This is a genomic window from Tenacibaculum sp. 47A_GOM-205m (assembly GCF_000518405.1).
Lineage (GTDB): Bacteria > Bacteroidota > Bacteroidia > Flavobacteriales > Flavobacteriaceae > Polaribacter > Polaribacter lutimaris.
In genome coordinates this window covers 635,701-652,716 of sequence record NZ_JADN01000003.1, presented here as the reverse complement: position 1 = coordinate 652,716, position 17,016 = coordinate 635,701, and the positions used below count along the sequence as shown (strand labels likewise).

At 32.3% G+C, this 17,016-nt stretch carries 19 protein-coding genes; 6 read left to right on the top strand and 13 right to left on the bottom strand.

The annotated features are described in order from the left end of the window. The first annotated feature begins 18 nt into the window (after positions 1-18). Positions 19-987 (top strand): hypothetical protein, encoded by a 969-nt coding sequence (locus N534_RS0103140; protein ID WP_028891088.1) that lies wholly within the window; start codon positions 19-21, stop codon positions 985-987. On the opposite strand, the gene N534_RS0103135 is transcribed toward N534_RS0103140, so the two are convergent. Both N534_RS0103135 and N534_RS0103130 read right to left on the bottom strand, forming a co-directional pair. Continuing rightward, positions 965-1,804, bottom strand: coding sequence for a sterol desaturase family protein (locus tag N534_RS0103135; protein ID WP_028891087.1), 840 nt, complete (start codon positions 1,802-1,804; stop codon positions 965-967). The two genes, N534_RS0103140 and N534_RS0103135, sit on opposite strands and share 23 nt — an antisense overlap. A gap of 49 nt (positions 1,805-1,853) precedes the next feature. After that, entirely contained in the window at positions 1,854-2,351 is a 498-nt protein-coding gene (locus N534_RS0103130; RefSeq protein ID WP_028891086.1) for a YkgJ family cysteine cluster protein, read from the bottom strand. A gap of 121 nt (positions 2,352-2,472) precedes the next feature. On the opposite strand from N534_RS0103130, the gene argS reads away from it, so the two are divergent. The 3 genes from argS to N534_RS0103115 all read left to right on the top strand — a co-directional run bounded on the left by argS (position 2,473) and on the right by N534_RS0103115 (position 6,186). Next, the gene (argS, locus tag N534_RS0103125; protein WP_028891085.1) at positions 2,473-4,245 is read left to right on the top strand and encodes an arginine--tRNA ligase; all 1,773 of its coding nucleotides are present in this window, start codon (positions 2,473-2,475) and stop codon (positions 4,243-4,245) included. Positions 4,246-4,278: 33 nt separating this feature from the next. After that, positions 4,279-5,667, top strand: a complete 1,389-nt coding sequence (gene lpdA / locus N534_RS0103120) for a dihydrolipoyl dehydrogenase (protein ID WP_081728269.1) — start codon at positions 4,279-4,281, stop codon at positions 5,665-5,667. Between the two features lie 63 nt (positions 5,668-5,730). After that, positions 5,731-6,186, top strand: coding sequence for a hypothetical protein (locus tag N534_RS0103115; RefSeq protein WP_028891083.1), 456 nt, complete (start codon positions 5,731-5,733; stop codon positions 6,184-6,186). A 362-nt stretch (positions 6,187-6,548) separates the two neighbouring features. Here the strand turns inward: N534_RS0103115 and ettA are convergent, their stop codons facing one another. The 10 genes from ettA to N534_RS0103065 form a co-directional block, all read right to left on the bottom strand. Beyond that, entirely contained in the window at positions 6,549-8,240 is a 1,692-nt protein-coding gene (gene ettA, locus N534_RS0103110) for an energy-dependent translational throttle protein EttA (RefSeq protein WP_028891082.1), read from the bottom strand. 18 nt (positions 8,241-8,258) lie between these two features. Next, positions 8,259-8,435 carry a CAL67264 family membrane protein gene (locus N534_RS14350; RefSeq protein ID WP_231517298.1) on the bottom strand — a complete coding sequence of 59 codons (177 nt, stop codon included), beginning with the start codon at positions 8,433-8,435 and terminating at the stop codon, positions 8,259-8,261. A 137-nt stretch (positions 8,436-8,572) separates the two neighbouring features. Next, entirely contained in the window at positions 8,573-10,597 is a 2,025-nt protein-coding gene (locus tag N534_RS0103100; RefSeq protein WP_028891081.1) for an NADPH-dependent 2,4-dienoyl-CoA reductase, read from the bottom strand. A 99-nt stretch (positions 10,598-10,696) separates the two neighbouring features. Next, entirely contained in the window at positions 10,697-10,999 is a 303-nt protein-coding gene (locus N534_RS0103095; protein ID WP_028891080.1) for a hypothetical protein, read from the bottom strand. A gap of 89 nt (positions 11,000-11,088) precedes the next feature. Further along, entirely contained in the window at positions 11,089-11,529 is a 441-nt protein-coding gene (locus tag N534_RS0103090; RefSeq protein WP_028891079.1) for a MarR family winged helix-turn-helix transcriptional regulator, read from the bottom strand. A gap of 46 nt (positions 11,530-11,575) precedes the next feature. Beyond that, positions 11,576-11,824 (bottom strand): glutaredoxin domain-containing protein, encoded by a 249-nt coding sequence (locus tag N534_RS0103085; RefSeq protein ID WP_028891078.1) that lies wholly within the window; start codon positions 11,822-11,824, stop codon positions 11,576-11,578. 124 nt (positions 11,825-11,948) lie between these two features. Beyond that, complete coding sequence (locus tag N534_RS0103080) at positions 11,949-12,380, bottom strand: (4Fe-4S)-binding protein (RefSeq protein ID WP_028891077.1); 432 nt, start codon at positions 12,378-12,380, stop codon at positions 11,949-11,951. A gap of 18 nt (positions 12,381-12,398) precedes the next feature. Continuing rightward, a complete protein-coding gene (locus tag N534_RS0103075) occupies positions 12,399-12,929 on the bottom strand; it encodes an NADPH-dependent FMN reductase (RefSeq protein ID WP_028891076.1) in 531 nt (176 codons plus the stop codon). Continuing rightward, a complete protein-coding gene (locus N534_RS0103070) occupies positions 12,930-13,340 on the bottom strand; it encodes an OsmC family protein (RefSeq protein ID WP_028891075.1) in 411 nt (136 codons plus the stop codon). After that, on the bottom strand, positions 13,340-13,690 hold the full coding sequence (locus tag N534_RS0103065; RefSeq protein ID WP_028891074.1) for a DoxX family protein: 351 nt from the start codon (positions 13,688-13,690) through the stop codon (positions 13,340-13,342). The genes N534_RS0103070 and N534_RS0103065 overlap by 1 nt, the downstream gene beginning before the upstream one ends. Before the next feature lie 158 nt (positions 13,691-13,848). On the opposite strand from N534_RS0103065, the gene N534_RS15580 reads away from it, so the two are divergent. Together N534_RS15580 and N534_RS0103055 are read left to right on the top strand one after the other, a co-directional pair. Further along, positions 13,849-14,808 carry a bifunctional helix-turn-helix transcriptional regulator/GNAT family N-acetyltransferase gene (locus tag N534_RS15580; RefSeq protein WP_081728268.1) on the top strand — a complete coding sequence of 320 codons (960 nt, stop codon included), beginning with the start codon at positions 13,849-13,851 and terminating at the stop codon, positions 14,806-14,808. 11 nt (positions 14,809-14,819) lie between these two features. Further along, on the top strand, positions 14,820-15,197 hold the full coding sequence (locus N534_RS0103055) for a cupin domain-containing protein (protein WP_038005268.1): 378 nt from the start codon (positions 14,820-14,822) through the stop codon (positions 15,195-15,197). Positions 15,198-15,350: 153 nt separating this feature from the next. Here N534_RS0103055 and N534_RS0103050 read toward each other — a convergent pair whose 3' ends face one another. Further along, a complete protein-coding gene (locus N534_RS0103050) occupies positions 15,351-16,982 on the bottom strand; it encodes an isocitrate lyase (RefSeq protein WP_028891071.1) in 1,632 nt (543 codons plus the stop codon). Between the last annotated feature and the right edge of the window lie 34 nt (positions 16,983-17,016).

Below are 17,016 nucleotides of genomic sequence, written 5' to 3'. Positions count from 1 at the left end.
GATTAAAAAAACTGTATTATGAGAAAGTTAATCTATTTTTTATTTATTTTAGGTCTTACTTCATGTAAAAAAGAATTCAATCCTGATAATTTTAAAGGGGTTTGGATGAATATTGATAAAGATAGTTCTTCCTATTATTTACCTTCATTAACTTTTAAAAATGATTCTGTTTACTTAGAAGATATATACACATATGTTACAAAAGGAAAATTTAAAATATCAAAAAACAAAATAACTTATTACTTAAAAAAAGACACTTTAGTTTATAATTTTTCTTTTAATAATAAAGATTCTACAATCCTTATAAACAATAATAAATATGGCTTCTGGGATGGTTATTCTTATAATGATGAATTAATTAGTTATGATTTAATAGATATTAAAAACTTAGATCTAATTACAACTGACTCATTAGTTAGGTTTTATGGTGGGTTCCATATGTTTAAAAATAGCTCTGGAGTTACAACATTAAAATTAAATGATAAAATCACTTCCGATTTTAATGAAATATATCGTTTTGAATTTGACATACACTTTGATATCCCTATACCCGTTATCTACATTGGTGACAAAATTGAAACCACTGATCTTATTAATTCTTATTTCCAACTAGGGAATTTAAGAGCAGCTTTATTAATAACAAATTATGACCCAAAAACAAATCTGTACAATGGTTTTTTAGACAAATTTCAATTTTGGAATTCACAAATTGAAAAATATTACAATTATAAAATTCCAAACAAAGTTCCTGAATTATTAAGCAGAGAAAAATACTTTAAAAAATTCTCACCAAGTTTAATAGAAATCAACACCAAAAAAGACATAGTTAAATTAGGCTCTTTAAAGGCACATAATTTCTACCTTATTTCAATAAACCCTGAAATTGACTTAAAAAGTTATCTTTTATTAAAACAACAACTTTTAGATATTAAAAAGGAAAAAGGTATTAAAATAAGAACGGAGTTTAATTTTTTTCTTCAAAATTAGTTGGTTTTCGATATCCTTGAAAAGGCTGTTTTAATAACTCTTTTAAACTAGAATTTTTTTCTTCGTCAGGAAAGGTATCTACTCCGTAAACAATTTTTTCTCTATCCAATTCCATGTAAGTTCCTAATAAACGATCCCATATAGAAAAAATATTTCCGTAGTTAGAATCAGTATAAGGCAATAAGTTATGATGATGTACTTTATGCATATCAGGTGAAACAATAACATAACTTAATACTCTATCCAATTTTTTTGGCATCCTAATATTAGCGTGTGTTAATTGTGTAAACACCAAAGACATTGATTGGTATAACATAACAATAGCAATAGGAGTACCTACTAAAAATACACCTAGTAAAGTAAATGTAAAACGAATAACGCTTTCTATCGGGTGGTGTCTGTTTGCTGTCGTGGTATCTACTTTATGATCTGAATGATGCACTAAATGTACCATCCATAAAGGTTTCACTTTATGCTCTACTAAATGTGCTAAATAAGCTCCGAAAAAGTCTAAAAACAATATACCTAACAATACATACAACCATAATGGCATTTCAGGAAGCCAATTAATCAATCCAAAATCATTTGCTTGTACCCAATCGGCTGTTCTCAATAATAAAAAAGCCAAAGCAAAATTAATTACCACCGTTGTTCCTGTAAAAAACAAATTTGGCCATGCGTGCTTCCATTTATTATATCTGAACTTAAATAAAGGAATACCAGATTCTAACAACCAGAAAAAAGTTATTCCACCAACTAAAATTATACTTCTATGACTAGAAGGAATGGTTTCAAAATAATGTATAAGGGTTTCCAAAGTATTATATTTTTCCTAAAAATAGGAAAAAATAAATTACTCCTCACCCCTACTGAGGCAACCTTTTTTTAAGCTCTTCTACTATTCTGTATGTTGCAGGACAAACCTCTGTGTTTTTAATTGTTAAATCGGCTAACTGGATAAACTTTTTACGATTCGTATGTGGATATTCTGAACAAGCTTTCGGACGTACATCGTAAATAAAACATGTATTATCAGATTCATCTAAAAAAGTACACGGAGCTGATTGTAAGACCATAAAATTATCTTCATCTCTTCGTAGGTATTGATTTGTAAAATCAATCACTTTCATTTTTAAGTGTTTTGCAATACGCTCTATATCTTTTTCGGTAAATATTGGCGAGGTTGTTTTACAACAATTGGCACACTCCAAACAATCTGTACGTTCAAATTCTTCCTCATGCAATTCTTGCATTAGTAAGTCTAAACGTTTAGGTGTACGCTTTTTTAATTTCTGAAAATACTTTTTGTTTTCCTGTAAAGCGTCTTTCGCTAATTTTGATAAGTTTTCAAGGTCTTTATCCATAATGCAAAGGTACAAAAGCGACTTTGAAGTCTACCATTTTTACCTCTCAAAAAATCATCAGTGAAATCGTGGGAATAAAAAATTAAAAACACTAATTTTGTGCGATAATCAAAAAGAACCAATGAATATTCAATCGTTAATCGAAACGAAAGTAAAAGAAGGATTTTTAGCCCTGTATAATGTAGAAATTCCAAGTGTAGAATTTCAAGCAACCCGTAAAGATTTTGAAGGTGACATTACCGTTGTCGTTTTCCCGCTATTACGGTACAAAAAAGGAAATCCAGTTCAAATTGGTGAAGATTTAGGAAAGTATTTGGTTGAAAACATCAACGAAATTACCAACTACAATGTTGTAAAAGGTTTTTTAAACTTGGTAGTTGACGATTCTTTCTACGTAAACTTTTTTAATGAAATTGCAGCAGATGCAAGGTATGGTTTTGTAAAGGAAGATGAAACAGATGCTCGAATGGTTGAGTATTCTTCTCCAAACACAAACAAACCTTTACACTTAGGACATGTTCGTAATGTATTATTAGGGTATTCTGTTGCTGAAATTTTAAAAGCAGCAGGACATAAAGTATATAAAACACAAATTATCAACGACCGTGGTATCCATATTTGTAAGTCAATGTTGGCTTGGAAAAAATTTGGAGAAGGCGAAACTCCTGAATCTACAGGATTAAAAGGAGATAAACTGGTTGGTAATTACTACGTAAAGTTTGATCAAGAGTATAAAAAAGAAATTTCTGAATTAGTTTCAAAAGGAATTTCTGAAGAAGATGCTAAAAAACAAGCCCCATTATTTTTAGAGGCACAAGAAATGCTTCGTAAATGGGAAGCTGGAGATAAAGAAGTTGTTACCCTTTGGGAAATGATGAACGGATGGGTGTATAAGGGGTTCGATGTTACTTATGAAAACATCGGAGTTAACTTTGACAAATTATACTACGAAAGTAATACCTATTTATTAGGAAAAGATGTTATTGAAGAAGGACTTAAAAATGGTGTTTTCTTTAAAAAAGATGATGGTTCCGTTTGGTGTGATTTAACTGACGAAGGACTAGACGAAAAACTAGTATTACGTTCTGACGGAACTGCGGTGTACATGACGCAAGATATTGGTACTGCTATCCAACGTTCTAAAGATTTTCCTGATGTAAACGGAATGGTATATACCGTAGGTAACGAACAAGATTACCACTTTAAAGTGTTGTTCTTAATCTTACAAAAGCTAGGCTATTCTTGGGCTAAACAATTATTCCATTTAAGTTATGGAATGGTAGATTTACCTTCTGGAAAAATGAAATCTCGTGAAGGGACTGTAGTAGATGCTGATGATTTAATGGACGAAATGACCAATACGGCTCGTGAAATTTCACAAGAGTTAGGTAAGTTGGAAGGCTATTCAACTGAAGAGAAAGAGGAATTATATAAAATTATTGGATTAGGTGCTTTAAAATATTTTATTTTAAAAGTTGATCCTAAAAAGAGAATTTTGTTTGACCCACAAGCATCGGTAGATTTTCAGGGGAATACAGGTCCGTTTGTACAATATACGTATGCGAGAATTCAATCGATCTTACGTAAAGCTGATTTCAATTATTCTTCTTCGGTATCAGTAGAATTACACGAGAAAGAAAAAGAATTAATCAAGCAATTAGAATTGTACCCTGAAGTAATTCAACAAGCAGCGAGTAACTATTCTCCTGCTGTGATTGCTAATTACACCTATGATTTGGTAAAAGAGTTTAACTCATTCTACCAAAACGTATCCATTTTAGGAGAAGAAAATCAAAATAAAAAAATATTTAGAGTTCAGTTATCTAAAAAAGTAGCTGACACCATAAAATCAGCATTCAATTTATTAGGAATTCAGGTTCCTGAAAGAATGTAATAAATTAACAAACAACAAGTAAAAATAAACGACATGAAATACGACGTATTAATAATCGGAAGTGGTCCTGGAGGTTATGTAACTGCCATTAGAGCATCTCAATTAGGATTTAAAACCGCTGTAGTTGAAAAAGAAAGCTTAGGTGGAATTTGCTTAAACTGGGGATGTATTCCTACGAAAGCATTATTAAAATCTGCTCAAGTATATGATTATTTAAAACATGTTGATGAGTATGGTTTAAAAGCAGAAGCAATCGATAAAGATTTTGAAGCGGTTATTAAGCGTAGTCGTGGTGTTGCTGAAGGAATGAGCAAAGGTGTTCAGTTCTTAATGAAGAAAAACAAAATTGATATCATCGATGGTTTTGGTAAAGTAAAAGCTGGTAAAAAAGTAGATGTTACTGATAAAGATGGTAAGGTAACTGAGTACTCTGCTGACCACATTATTATTGCTACAGGGGCTCGCTCTCGTGAATTACCAAGTTTACCACAAGATGGTAAAAAAGTTATCGGATATCGTGAAGCAATGAGCTTACCTAAACAACCAAAATCAATGATTGTTGTAGGTTCTGGTGCTATTGGAGTAGAGTTTGCGCACTTTTATAATTCAATGGGAACTGACGTTACTGTTGTTGAGTTTATGCCAACAATTGTTCCTGTAGAAGATAAAGATGTTTCTAAACAAATGGAGCGTTCTTTCAAAAAAGCCGGAATTAAAGTAATGACTAGTTCTTCTGTAGAATCTGTTGATACTTCTGGTGACGGAGTAAAAGCTACCGTTAAAACTAAAAAAGGAGAAGAAGTTTTAGAAGCTGACATCGTATTATCAGCAGTTGGTATTAAAACTAACATTGAAAACATCGGTTTAGAAGATGTGGGTATTATTACTGATAGAGATAAAATCTTAGTAAACGATTGGTATCAAACTAACATTCCTGGTTATTATGCTATTGGTGATGTTACTCCTGGTCCAGCATTAGCTCACGTTGCTTCTGCTGAAGGAATTACTTGTGTTGAAAAAATCGCTGGATTACATACTGAAGCTATCGACTATGGAAACATCCCTGGTTGTACCTATGCTACTCCTGAAATTGCTTCTGTTGGTTTAACTGAAGAACAAGCAAAGGAAAAAGGTTACGAATTAAAAGTTGGAAAATTCCCATTCTCTGCTTCAGGTAAAGCTAAAGCTGCTGGAACTCCTGACGGATTTGTAAAAGTAATTTTTGATGCTAAGTACGGTGAATGGTTAGGATGCCATATGATTGGTGCTGGTGTTACCGATATGATTGCTGAAGCTGTTTTAGGGCGTAAATTAGAAACTACTGGTCATGAAGTATTAAAAGCAATTCACCCTCACCCAACCATGAGTGAAGCGGTTATGGAAGCTGTTGCTGATGCTTACGATGAAGTAATTCACTTATAAAAATCATATACTTTATATAATTAAAACCTCGTCTTTTTTAACGAGGTTTTTTTATATTTGAATATGAAAAAATTATTCACACTATTCGTATTATTATGCTGTTTTTACTCTTGTAAAACAGAAGAAAAAAAAGCACCTGTAAATCCGTTAACTGTTCCATTTAGCGAACGCCCAACTCCTCAACTTCCAAATACTAATAATAACTCTGTTAATATTATTGGAGGAGCGCATTATATATGCCCTAAAAAGTGCGAAGGAGGAACTTCAAGTGTTCAAGGTACTGCTTGTCCTGTTTGTAAAACTCCTCTTGCTCATAACCTTGCGTTTCACAATTCACAAAACACAACTTCTAATTCACCAATATCAACACCTATAACTCCAACTACTTCTAGCGGACCAAATGCTTCTGGGCAATATCATTATACCTGTACCAATGGTTGTGCTGGTGGTGGAGATACTACAGGAAAATGTAACAGCTGTGGTGGAGATTTAGCGCATAATGCTGCTTATCATCAATAAAAAAGGAAGTGCATAACTAGAGAACTATTTAATCTCCATTTATTTATCAGGTTTAAATATTTGATTCTCAACCTTAAGATATACAAAGCTCACCAATTGGTGAGCTTTTGTTATTTTAATAATTAAATTTTAAAACACGTTAATTAAAACCATTATAAATTACATTTAAAGCAATAATTAAATAAAAAAAATAAACTTTCGGAATGATTATTGTTAAATTTAAAATAGTAACATAATACCATTACTATGAAAAACTATCTACAAAACAGTTTAACATTGGGGGGATAATTGTTATAGAAAAAGAAAAAACTCGAAGCTGCTAACTTCGAGTTTTGTTTTATATAATTTATGACAACTAATTATTATCTAATTAACTTCTTGTATTTAATACGTTTTGGCATTAAATCACCTCCTAAACGTTTCTTTTTATTCTCTTCGTAATCAGAGAAAGATCCTTCAAAGAAATACACTTGACTATCTCCTTCAAAAGCTAAAATATGTGTACAGATACGATCTAAGAACCATCTATCATGCGAAATTACAACAGCACAACCTGCAAAGTTTTCTAAACCTTCTTCTAAAGCACGTAGCGTATTTACATCTAAATCGTTTGTTGGCTCATCTAATAACAATACGTTACCCTCTTCTTTTAACGTCATTGCTAAATGTAAGCGGTTACGCTCTCCTCCAGATAATGTTGAAACCTTTTTGTTTTGCTCATTTCCTGAGAAATTAAAACGACTTAAGTAAGCTCTAGAGTTTACTTGTTTCCCTCCCATCATCACTAAATCTTGTCCTTCTGAGAAGTTTTCCCAAATAGTTTTTTCAGGATCAATATTTGAGTGTGACTGATCTACATATGCTATTTTAGCTGTCTCACCAACAGAGAAGCTTCCTGTATCAGGAGTTTCTTCTCCCATGATCATTCTAAAAATAGTAGTTTTACCTGCTCCGTTCGGACCAATAATTCCTACAATTCCTGCTTGTGGTAAATTAAATTCTAAGTTTTCATATAATAACTTATCTCCATAAGCTTTAGAAACACCAGTAGCTTCAATTACATTCGTACCTAAACGTGGACCATTTGGAATATAGATTTCTAATTTTTCTTCCGTTTGCTTTTGGTCTTGACTCATTAACTTTTCATAGTTCTTCAAACGTGCTTTTTGCTTTGTTTGACGACCTTTTGCTCCTTGACGTACCCATTCTAACTCTCGTTCTAACGTTTTTTGACGCTTAGAAGCTGTTTTACTTTCTTGTGCTAAACGTTGAGATTTTTGATCTAACCAAGAAGAATAGTTTCCTTTCCAAGGAATACCTTCTCCTCTATCCAATTCTAAAATCCATCCTGCAACATTATCTAAGAAATAACGGTCGTGCGTTACCGCAATTACCGTTCCTTTATATTGTGCTAAATGATGCTCTAACCAGTGAACAGATTCTGCATCTAAATGGTTGGTAGGCTCATCTAATAATAAAATTTCTGGTTCTTGTAATAATAAACGACATAAGGCTACACGACGACGCTCTCCTCCTGATAATACTCCGATTTTTTTATCTCCTTCAGGGGTACGTAAGGCATCCATAGCAATTTCTAACTTGGTATCTAATTCCCAAGCGTTTGAAGCATCAATTTTATCTTGTAGCTCCGCCTGACGCGCCATTAACTTGTCCATTTTGTCTGGATCAGAATACACTTCCTCTAAACCAAACATATCGTTTATTTTGTTGTATTCATCTAAAATAGCAACCGTTTCTGCTACTCCTTCTTTAACAATTTCTAAAACAGTTTTTTCTTCATCTAATTGCGGTTCTTGCTCTAAGTACCCAACCTTATATCCTGGAGAAAAAGTAACATCTCCTTGATAATTCTTTTCTACTCCTGCAATAATCTTTAATAAAGTAGATTTACCCGAACCGTTTAAACCTAAAATACCAATTTTAGCTCCGTAAAAGAAACTTAAATAAATATCTTTTAAAACTTGTTTTCCTGTACTTTGATAGGTCTTAGAGACCTTATTCATTGAAAAAATGACTTTTTTATCGTCGCTCATTTTCTTGTATTTTCTTAATTAAACTCTACCTTTTAGGGCATTAAACACCCATGCATTTGCAAAAAAACCTAAACCAACAGCACCAAAGCCATATCCAGCTATTTCATCATACTTGAATATTGCTAACCCAATAAGTAATATTCCCATTAAAATCATTATAAGCGTTGCCCAACCTAGGACAGTGTTTTTGTTCATTGCCATAATTTACTTTTTTCAAAAAAATTGTGAGCCACAAATATCGGTAATTATTTAGACTTATTCATGTTTATAATACGCATAAAAAAAGTCCTGCGTAAGCAAGACTTTTTTAGTGATTTTAAATTTATATAAAACTAAATTTCAGCAGCTAACCTGCTTCCTTGATTTATCGCTCTTTTAGCATCTAATTCAGCAGCAACATCTGCTCCACCTATTACATGTACCTTCATCCCTTTTGCTTGCAAAGGCTCTAACAATTCTTTAAACGGAACTTGACCTGCACAAATAATTACATTATCTACCGGTAATACTTTTTGTTCTTCATTTTGAACATAATGTAAACCTTCATCATCTATTTTTGTGTACTGTACCTCATTAATAAACTGTACTTTTTTTCTTTTTAATACTGAACGATGAATCCATCCTGTAGTTTTACCTAAATTTCCTCCAAACTTTCCTGAACTACGCTTGAACATAAATATCTCTCTAGGTGATGGGTGCATTTTTGGAGTAACTCCTTCAATTCCTGCACGTGCTTTTAATGTTTTATCTATTCCCCATTCTTCTAACCAAGCATCTACATTTAAAGAAGTGCTCTCTCCTTCATGAGCCAAGTATTCTGAAACGTCAAAACCAATTCCTCCTGCTCCAATAACCGCAACACGTTTACCTACAGGTTTCTTTAATTTTACAACATCAATATAACTCAATACTTTTTCGTGCTCTATACCTTCTATCCTTGGAGTTCTTGGCGTAATTCCTGTTGCTAAAATGACCTCATCAAAATTACCGTTGTATAAATCTTCTGCAGAAACTCTTGTGTTTAACTTTACATTTACGTTGTGTAATTCTAGCTGCTTATTAAAGTAACGAATGGTTTCATAAAACTCTTCTTTTCCTGGAATCTGTTTTGCAATATTGAATTGCCCTCCTGTTTCTTTATCTGCATCAAATAAGGTTACATCATGTCCTCTTTGTGCTGCTACTGTTGAAGCTGCTAAACCAGCTGGCCCTGCTCCTACGACTGCTATTTTCTTCTTTTTTGAAGTTGGATTGTAGTTAAGTTCTGTTTCGTGACATGCTCTTGGATTTACCAAGCAACTTGCCACTTTCTTTTGAAATGCATGATCTAAACAAGCTTGATTACAAGCTATACAAGTGTTTATTTCATCTACTCTTTCTTCTTTCGCTTTATTTACCCATTCTGGATCTGCTAAAAACGGACGTGCCATTGAAATGATATCAGCATGCCCTTCTGCCAAAACTTTTTCAGCAGTATCAGGCATATTAATTCTGTTAGAAGTAACTAACGGAATAGATAATTCTTCTTTCATTTTTTTAGTTACCCAAGTAAACGCAGCCCTAGGTACTGAAGTTGCTATAGTAGGTATTCGTGCTTCGTGCCAACCAATACCTGTATTGATAATAGTAGCTCCTGCTTTTTCTATTTCTTTCCCTAATTGCACTACTTCTTCCCAAGAGCTTCCTTGCTCTACCAAATCTAGCATTGATAAACGATAGATAATGATAAAATGCTCACCAACTGCTTCTCTAATTTTTCGAACTAACTCTACCGCTAAACGAATTCTATTTTCATAATTTCCTCCATAATCATCGGTTCGTTTATTTGTTCTTGTTACTATAAACTGATTGATTAAATATCCTTCAGATCCCATGATTTCTACTCCATCATATCCTACCTCTTGTGATAACTTAGCACAGTTAACAAAATCTTTTACTGTTCTTCGTATTCCTGATTGCTTTAATGCAAACGGTTTAAAAGGAGTTATTGGTGATTTTATTTTTGAAGGTGCTACGTTAAATGGATGATATCCATAACGTCCAGAATGTAAAATTTGCATACATATTTTACCTCCTTCTTTATGAACTGCTTCTGTAATTACTTTATGCTCTCGTGCATGTTTTTTTGTGCTCATACGAGCAGAAAAAGGAGCTGTCCACCCCTGGATATTTGGAGAAATACCTCCTGTAACAATCAAACCTACTCCACCACGTGCACGCTCTGCATAATAAGCAGCAATGCGCTCAATTCCATTTTTTTCTTCTTCTAACCCCGTATGCATAGACCCCATTAAAATTCGGTTTTTTAAGGTTGTAAATCCTAAATCTAAGGGTTCGAAAATATGTTTGTACTTCATCTTTTTTGTATTAAAATATTATGCACGCATAATAAATGGCAAGATACGATTTTTTAGAAAACAAAAAACTCGAAGTTTACATCTTCGAGCTATAACCTATTATCTATTAAAATGAAGTTTTTGAATCATATCAGGAGAAAGTGATTCTGAATACATTCCATAGGCATCAACTAAAACACCTTTAATTCCTTGTGAAGTTTCAATAGCATATACAACCGAGTTATCACCAGCACTACTCATACCTTCAAAGCGATATACCTCAACTACTTCAAAAACTTCTGGAGAATACAATTCTTTAGTTGTTTTACTTTCTATTTGTGTATAAGTAAGGTTAAAATCATGTGTATAACCTCTTTTTTGTAAATCATTTAAGGCCTCTGAAAGTGTGTCGTATGTATACATAATTGTACTCTTTTTTGCTCACTTTTAAAGATACAACTTTTAAATCACAACCTAAATTCTAGTTATAAAAAAGGAGTAAAAAACGGTAGTTATTGTCTTATTTTGTCTAATAAGTTACTAAGTTGAGTGGCTTCTTCTTCAGTAAGATTATTTATAAAATCTAAATGTAAGTTTTTGTCAATTTCTTCTAATAAGCTCTCACCTTTCTTCGTAATATCAATATAAACTACTCTCCTATCGTGTTCACAACGTATACGGCTAATTAAGTCTTTTTCACAAAGTTTATCCATTAACCTTGTAGCATTTGGTGCACGTTCAATCATTCTATCCTTGATTGTTTGTACCTTAATAGCCTTCTTTGCTCCTCTTAAAATACGTAAAATATTGAATTGTTGCGAAGAGATACTATATTGTTTAAAAAACTCATTCTCTTTACTACTCACCCAATTAGCTGTGTATTTTATATTGATAAACGCTTTAATCCTATTATTTGGAAATTTGGAATTAATGTCTTTTGAAATATCGCCCATAGTTTTGGTTATTGGCTGTTGGTATTAACTTCTAACTACCAACTATTTATCCCCTTAATTTTAAATCTTGCATTAGCTTATTAAATGTATCCGAAGTTGGTGTTAAGTACACTTCATCATCAATAAATAAGGTTGGATACTTTACTTGTCCTTCATACAATTCTTTACTATGTTCCCTCGCTTCTTGGTCTGTGGAAACATCTTTATATACAAAAGGTACTTCTGCAGATTTTAAAAAGTTCTTATAAGCTACAGTATGTGCATGACCTTTTCTTCCGTATAAAACTATCTTCATTTTAATCTCCTTTCTTATTGCAAAAATACAACAACCCCTAACTATTTACCAAGGAAAATAACTCTATTTCAAATAATTAAAAGGAATATTTTTTTTCATCACTTTTTTTATTCTATCAAGAATCTTATCCTTTAAACTCAACTTTTACATGAGCTCCATCACAGTAAGGTTTATTTTGAGAAGCACCACACCTGCAAAAAGCTGTTGTTTTACTTTTCTTTTCAATCTTTCCCTTTGAATTGGTTACATGTAATGTTCCGTAAATTAATAAAGGACCATTTTCTAAGGCTTCTACTTTTGTTTCAGTATGTGCAGATGCTTGACTACCTTCCTTTTTTGATATATAAGATAATGCTCCCGAAGGACATTCTTCTACTTGTTTTTTTATTCTTTCTGTGGTTGCTCCATCCATGTTAATCCAAGGTCTATTTTGTGGATTAAAAACCTGTATCAAGCCTTTCCAACATTTTTTTGAATGAATACACTTATTCGGTTGCCAAACTACAGTAATATCGTCATTACTGTACTTTTTAATAACTTCTTTAGTTCCTGACATGACTTTATGATTTAAGGATTACACTTTATTCACGAAAGTCTTCACTACTTTTTTCAAATCTTCATTAAACTCCTCATTTACAACACTTCCGTCTTTAAAGTTATCATAAAATTTTGGTAATGAAAAATCTGCTATAATATTTGCTCCCATATGAGGAAATCCGTTTTTAGCAATTGCCATAGAAGAAGCTCCTCCTCTTCCTCCTGGTGAAGTTGAAAGCAACAGCATTGGTTTATTACTCCAAAGTTTTTGTTCTATTCTTGACATCCAATCTACAATATTCTTCAAAGCCACAGTAAAATTTCCGTTATGCTCTGCTAATGATAATATAACACCATCAGCTTCTTTAATCTTGTTTAAAAAGATTACCGCATTTGTAGGAAATCCATTTTCCGTTTCTTCATCAATACCATAAATTGGCAGTGGATAGTCATTTAAATCTAAAACTTCTACCTCTAAGTCTCTCAATAAACTAGAAGCATATACCACCAATTGCTTGTTGATTGATTTTTTACTATTACTACCTGCAAATGCAATAATTTTCTTCATTTAAGTCGTTATTTTTGAATCTATCACTGTTTCTCCTTTTACCATTTTTGCTACAGGACACTTACCAGCTATTTCTAATAATTTAGTTCGCTGTTCATCTGTAACTTCTTTTTCAAAAGAAATTTCTTCTACTAATGATTTTTTAATTCCTTCGGGAGTTAGTTGCTCTTTTTGACTAACATTTACCGTAATTTTTCCTAAATCCCAACCTTTACGTTCTGCATACATACGTAAAGTGATAGAAACACAACCTCCTATTGCAGTTAGTAAATATTCTACTGGGGTTGGTCCGTTATCGTCTCCTCCTTTATCTAAAGGTTCATCAATAACGGCAAAATGATTTCTCATTTTACCTTCTGCTAAGTAATTTCGTTCAGTTAAAGTAACTGTTGCTGTTGGATTATTGCTCATTATATTTTTTTACTATAAATATACGAAACTATTAATAGTACCGTTGCTATTACAGCTCCAGTTTGTTCTCCATCTCCTATCATAAAGTGAGCGAAAAAGGCCAGAATAAACGCAAAGAAATACCCTGCATATGCCCACTCATTTATAAACTTACCTCTAAAAAACCATAATGCTACTAAACCTAATATTTTTGCTATTGCATAGGGATAAATAATGTATGTTGGATATCCAAATGCTGTAAACATTTTAGCTACTTCTGCATGGTTAAAAAAATACATTCCTGCTGAAAAAAACATCAATAGTGTTAACAAGCCTGTAGCTACATAAAAAATAATTTTATCTCTTTTCATTTTTAATTGTTATTTAAAGTTCTTTTACAAATATATGAAAATATTTAATTATTTTCCGTGGTATATATTTTCTAGGTATTTATTAAAATAAGTAAGTTATTGTTTCGAATTAGAAAAACATTTATATTTGCAATTATATAAGTACTTATATTTTATAAATGGATGCATTAAAAGGGTTAGGAGAAATAGGTTTAGGTTCTAGATTAAAGAGAACTAGTGAATATATGATGCGTGAAACACAGTTGGTATATGATGAGTTTAATATTGACTTTGACCCTTACCTATTCCCCACTTTTAAAATTATAAAAAACAAAGATGGTGTAACAAATACTGAGATTACCAACAGTTTAAAAACATCACAACCTGCTACAACGCAAGCAATTAATAAACTTCAAAAAAAAGGACTTATCATTCTAAAAGAAGATAAGTTAGATAAGCGAAAAAAAGTTGTTTTTGTATCCGATAAAGGAAAACAATTTATTAAAAGTGTTACACCTATTTGGAACAGTATTGAGTACATTATTAAAGAGTATACAAATATAAAATCTGAGTCTCTAACTGAACTCATAAATGAGTTAGAAACTAAATTTAAAGAAAAGCCCTTCAGTAAAACTATTATTGAACATATAAGAATGAATACGACAAAAAACACTGTAGCAATTACCACATTTAAAGAAGAGTATAGCTCTTCTTTTTACGATTTGAACATTGAATGGTTGCGAACTTTTTTTTATGTAGAACCATACGATGAAGAAGTTCTTAGTAAACCCAATAAATACATCATTGACAAAGGGGGATACATTTTCTTTGCCAAGTTAAATGATGAAATTATAGGTACAGTTGCCCTAATGCCTATGAGCGAACCAAATGTTTTTGAGTTAACTAAAATGGCTGTTTCACCTAATCATAGAGGACACAAAACAGGGCAAAAACTAATGCAACACTGTATTGATTTTGCTAGTAAAAACAACTTTAATAAACTTGTTTTATATTCAAATACGATATTAGAAAACGCTATTTATATTTATAGAAAATTTGGTTTTGTAGAAATTCCTGTGGAAGAAGGTTGCCCTTATGAACGTTGTAATATTAAAATGGAACTGAAAACAAAGTCTTGATAATTTACTCTATGGATGCAACTCAAATAATTAATATTCAAAAGGAGGCTGAAAAGCTAATAGATTACTTTTCTCCTAAAATAATTTCTGAGGTTAATAATGAATACGTTAAAATCGCTAAAATTAAAGGAGAAGATATTCCCTGGCATAATCACGAAAATGAGGATGAGCTTTTTTACATTATTGATGGAAACCTTTTAATGGAAATTGAAAATCAACCTAGTTTTACGATGAAAACAGGAGATTTATACGTAGTTCCTAAAGGTGTAAACCATAGAGTTAGTTCTTCTGATGAGTGTTTAATTATGCTTATTGAAACAAAATCTACCAAACATACTGGTGATGTAATAACTCCTATTACAAAATCTATTGATAACCAAAAATATTAAAGCTCCCATTAAGGGAGCTTTTGCTTCAAAATAAAATTTACAACCACTAATTATAAATTTATTTTTTTAATACTTGATAAAATTTCCCGCTATGCAAACAAACAACTAAAACAAACCAAACATAACGGGAAGTTTACAAACAACTAAGATTTTTTATATAACTACCGCACTTTCTTCTTCTAATCTTTTATCTTTTGTTCCTGCTTCAAATTGATTAGACGTATTCTTTTCACCACTCGCTTTCAGCGCCTTGTCTCCTGCAAAAAATGTTTTATGATCATCTCCTAAATCTGAACCAGCCATACGCTGATGTTTTACACACGACACTCCTTTTCTAATTTCTTGTCGTTGCACACCTTTTACGTAAGCTAACATTCCATCTTCCCCAAAATAACCTTCTGTTAAATCATTCATATGTAGTGCTGTTGTATGGTACGTTGGTAAAGTGATTAAATGATGAAAGATTCCTGCTTCTCTTGCCCCATCTATTTGGAACGTTCGAATTTTCTCATCTGCTAATTGGCAAAGTTGTGACCCGTCATAAGCTACATCCATTAAATTATTTCTATCATATATTGAAACATCATATCCTTGCATTATCATTTCATCATATGCTTGATTACGGAAATTTAAAGTCCAGTTAAATGATGGCGAGTTGTTGTATACTAATTTTGCATTTGGTACTACAGCTCTTACTCTATTTACCATATTTGCTATTTGCCCTACATGAGGTGTAGGTGTTTCAATCCAAAGTAAATCTGCACCATTTTGCAAGCTTGTAATACAATCTAGCACTACCCTATCAATATTAGTTCCTTCTCTAAACTTATACAAACCATTTGCCAAACGTACAGGACGCACCAGCTTTCCTCCACGTTTTAACAACACATCATCTTCCCTTGCTTCTTCAATCGTAATTTCTTCAGCTTCTACAAATGCTAAGTATTGTGATGCTAAATCTCCTGGTTCTTGACTTACTGGTAATTTTTGTGTTAATCCTGCTCCTTCTGAATCCGTTCTAGCAACAATAACCCCATCTTCTATACCTAATTCTAAAAAGGCATATCTAATTGCATTAAGCTTTGCTATAAAATCTTCATGTGGTACAGTTACTTTTCCATCTTGATGTCCGCATTGTTTAGCGTCTGAAACTTGGTTTTCTATTTGAATAGCACAAGCACCAGCTTGAATCATTTTTTTTGCTAATAAATACGTTGCTTCTTCATTACCAAAACCAGCGTCAATATCTGCAATAATTGGTACAATGTGCGTTTCGAAATTATCGATTTCATTTTGCACGTCTTCTCCGTTTTCTAATCTTCTAAATAAATCGTTTAATTCAATAGCGTCTGCTTGACGTAGAAAATCATAAATTTCTTCAATTAATGCAGGAACTGCTGTTTTTTCATGCATTGACTGGTCTGGTAACGGTCCGAATTCTGAGCGTAACGCAGCTACCATCCATCCAGAAAGATATAAATAACGTTTACTAGTAGTTTTATGATGCTTTTTAACCGCAATCATTTTTTGTTGTGCAACAAATCCATGCCAGCATCCTAGAGATTGTGTATAGTTAGATGGATCTGCATCGTAAGTAGCCATATCATTTCGCATAATAGCAGCAGTATATCTTGCAATATCTAAACCTGTTTTAAAACGGTTTTGTGCTACCATTCTAGCTGCATTTTCTGGTGATACTGAATGCCAAGTTGATCCGAACTTTTTCTTTAATTCTTTTACAGTTTGTAAAGCAGAACTATAATTAGCGTGTGCTAAATTTTTCATAATTTTGTGATTGATAAGGTTATTAATTTTTATT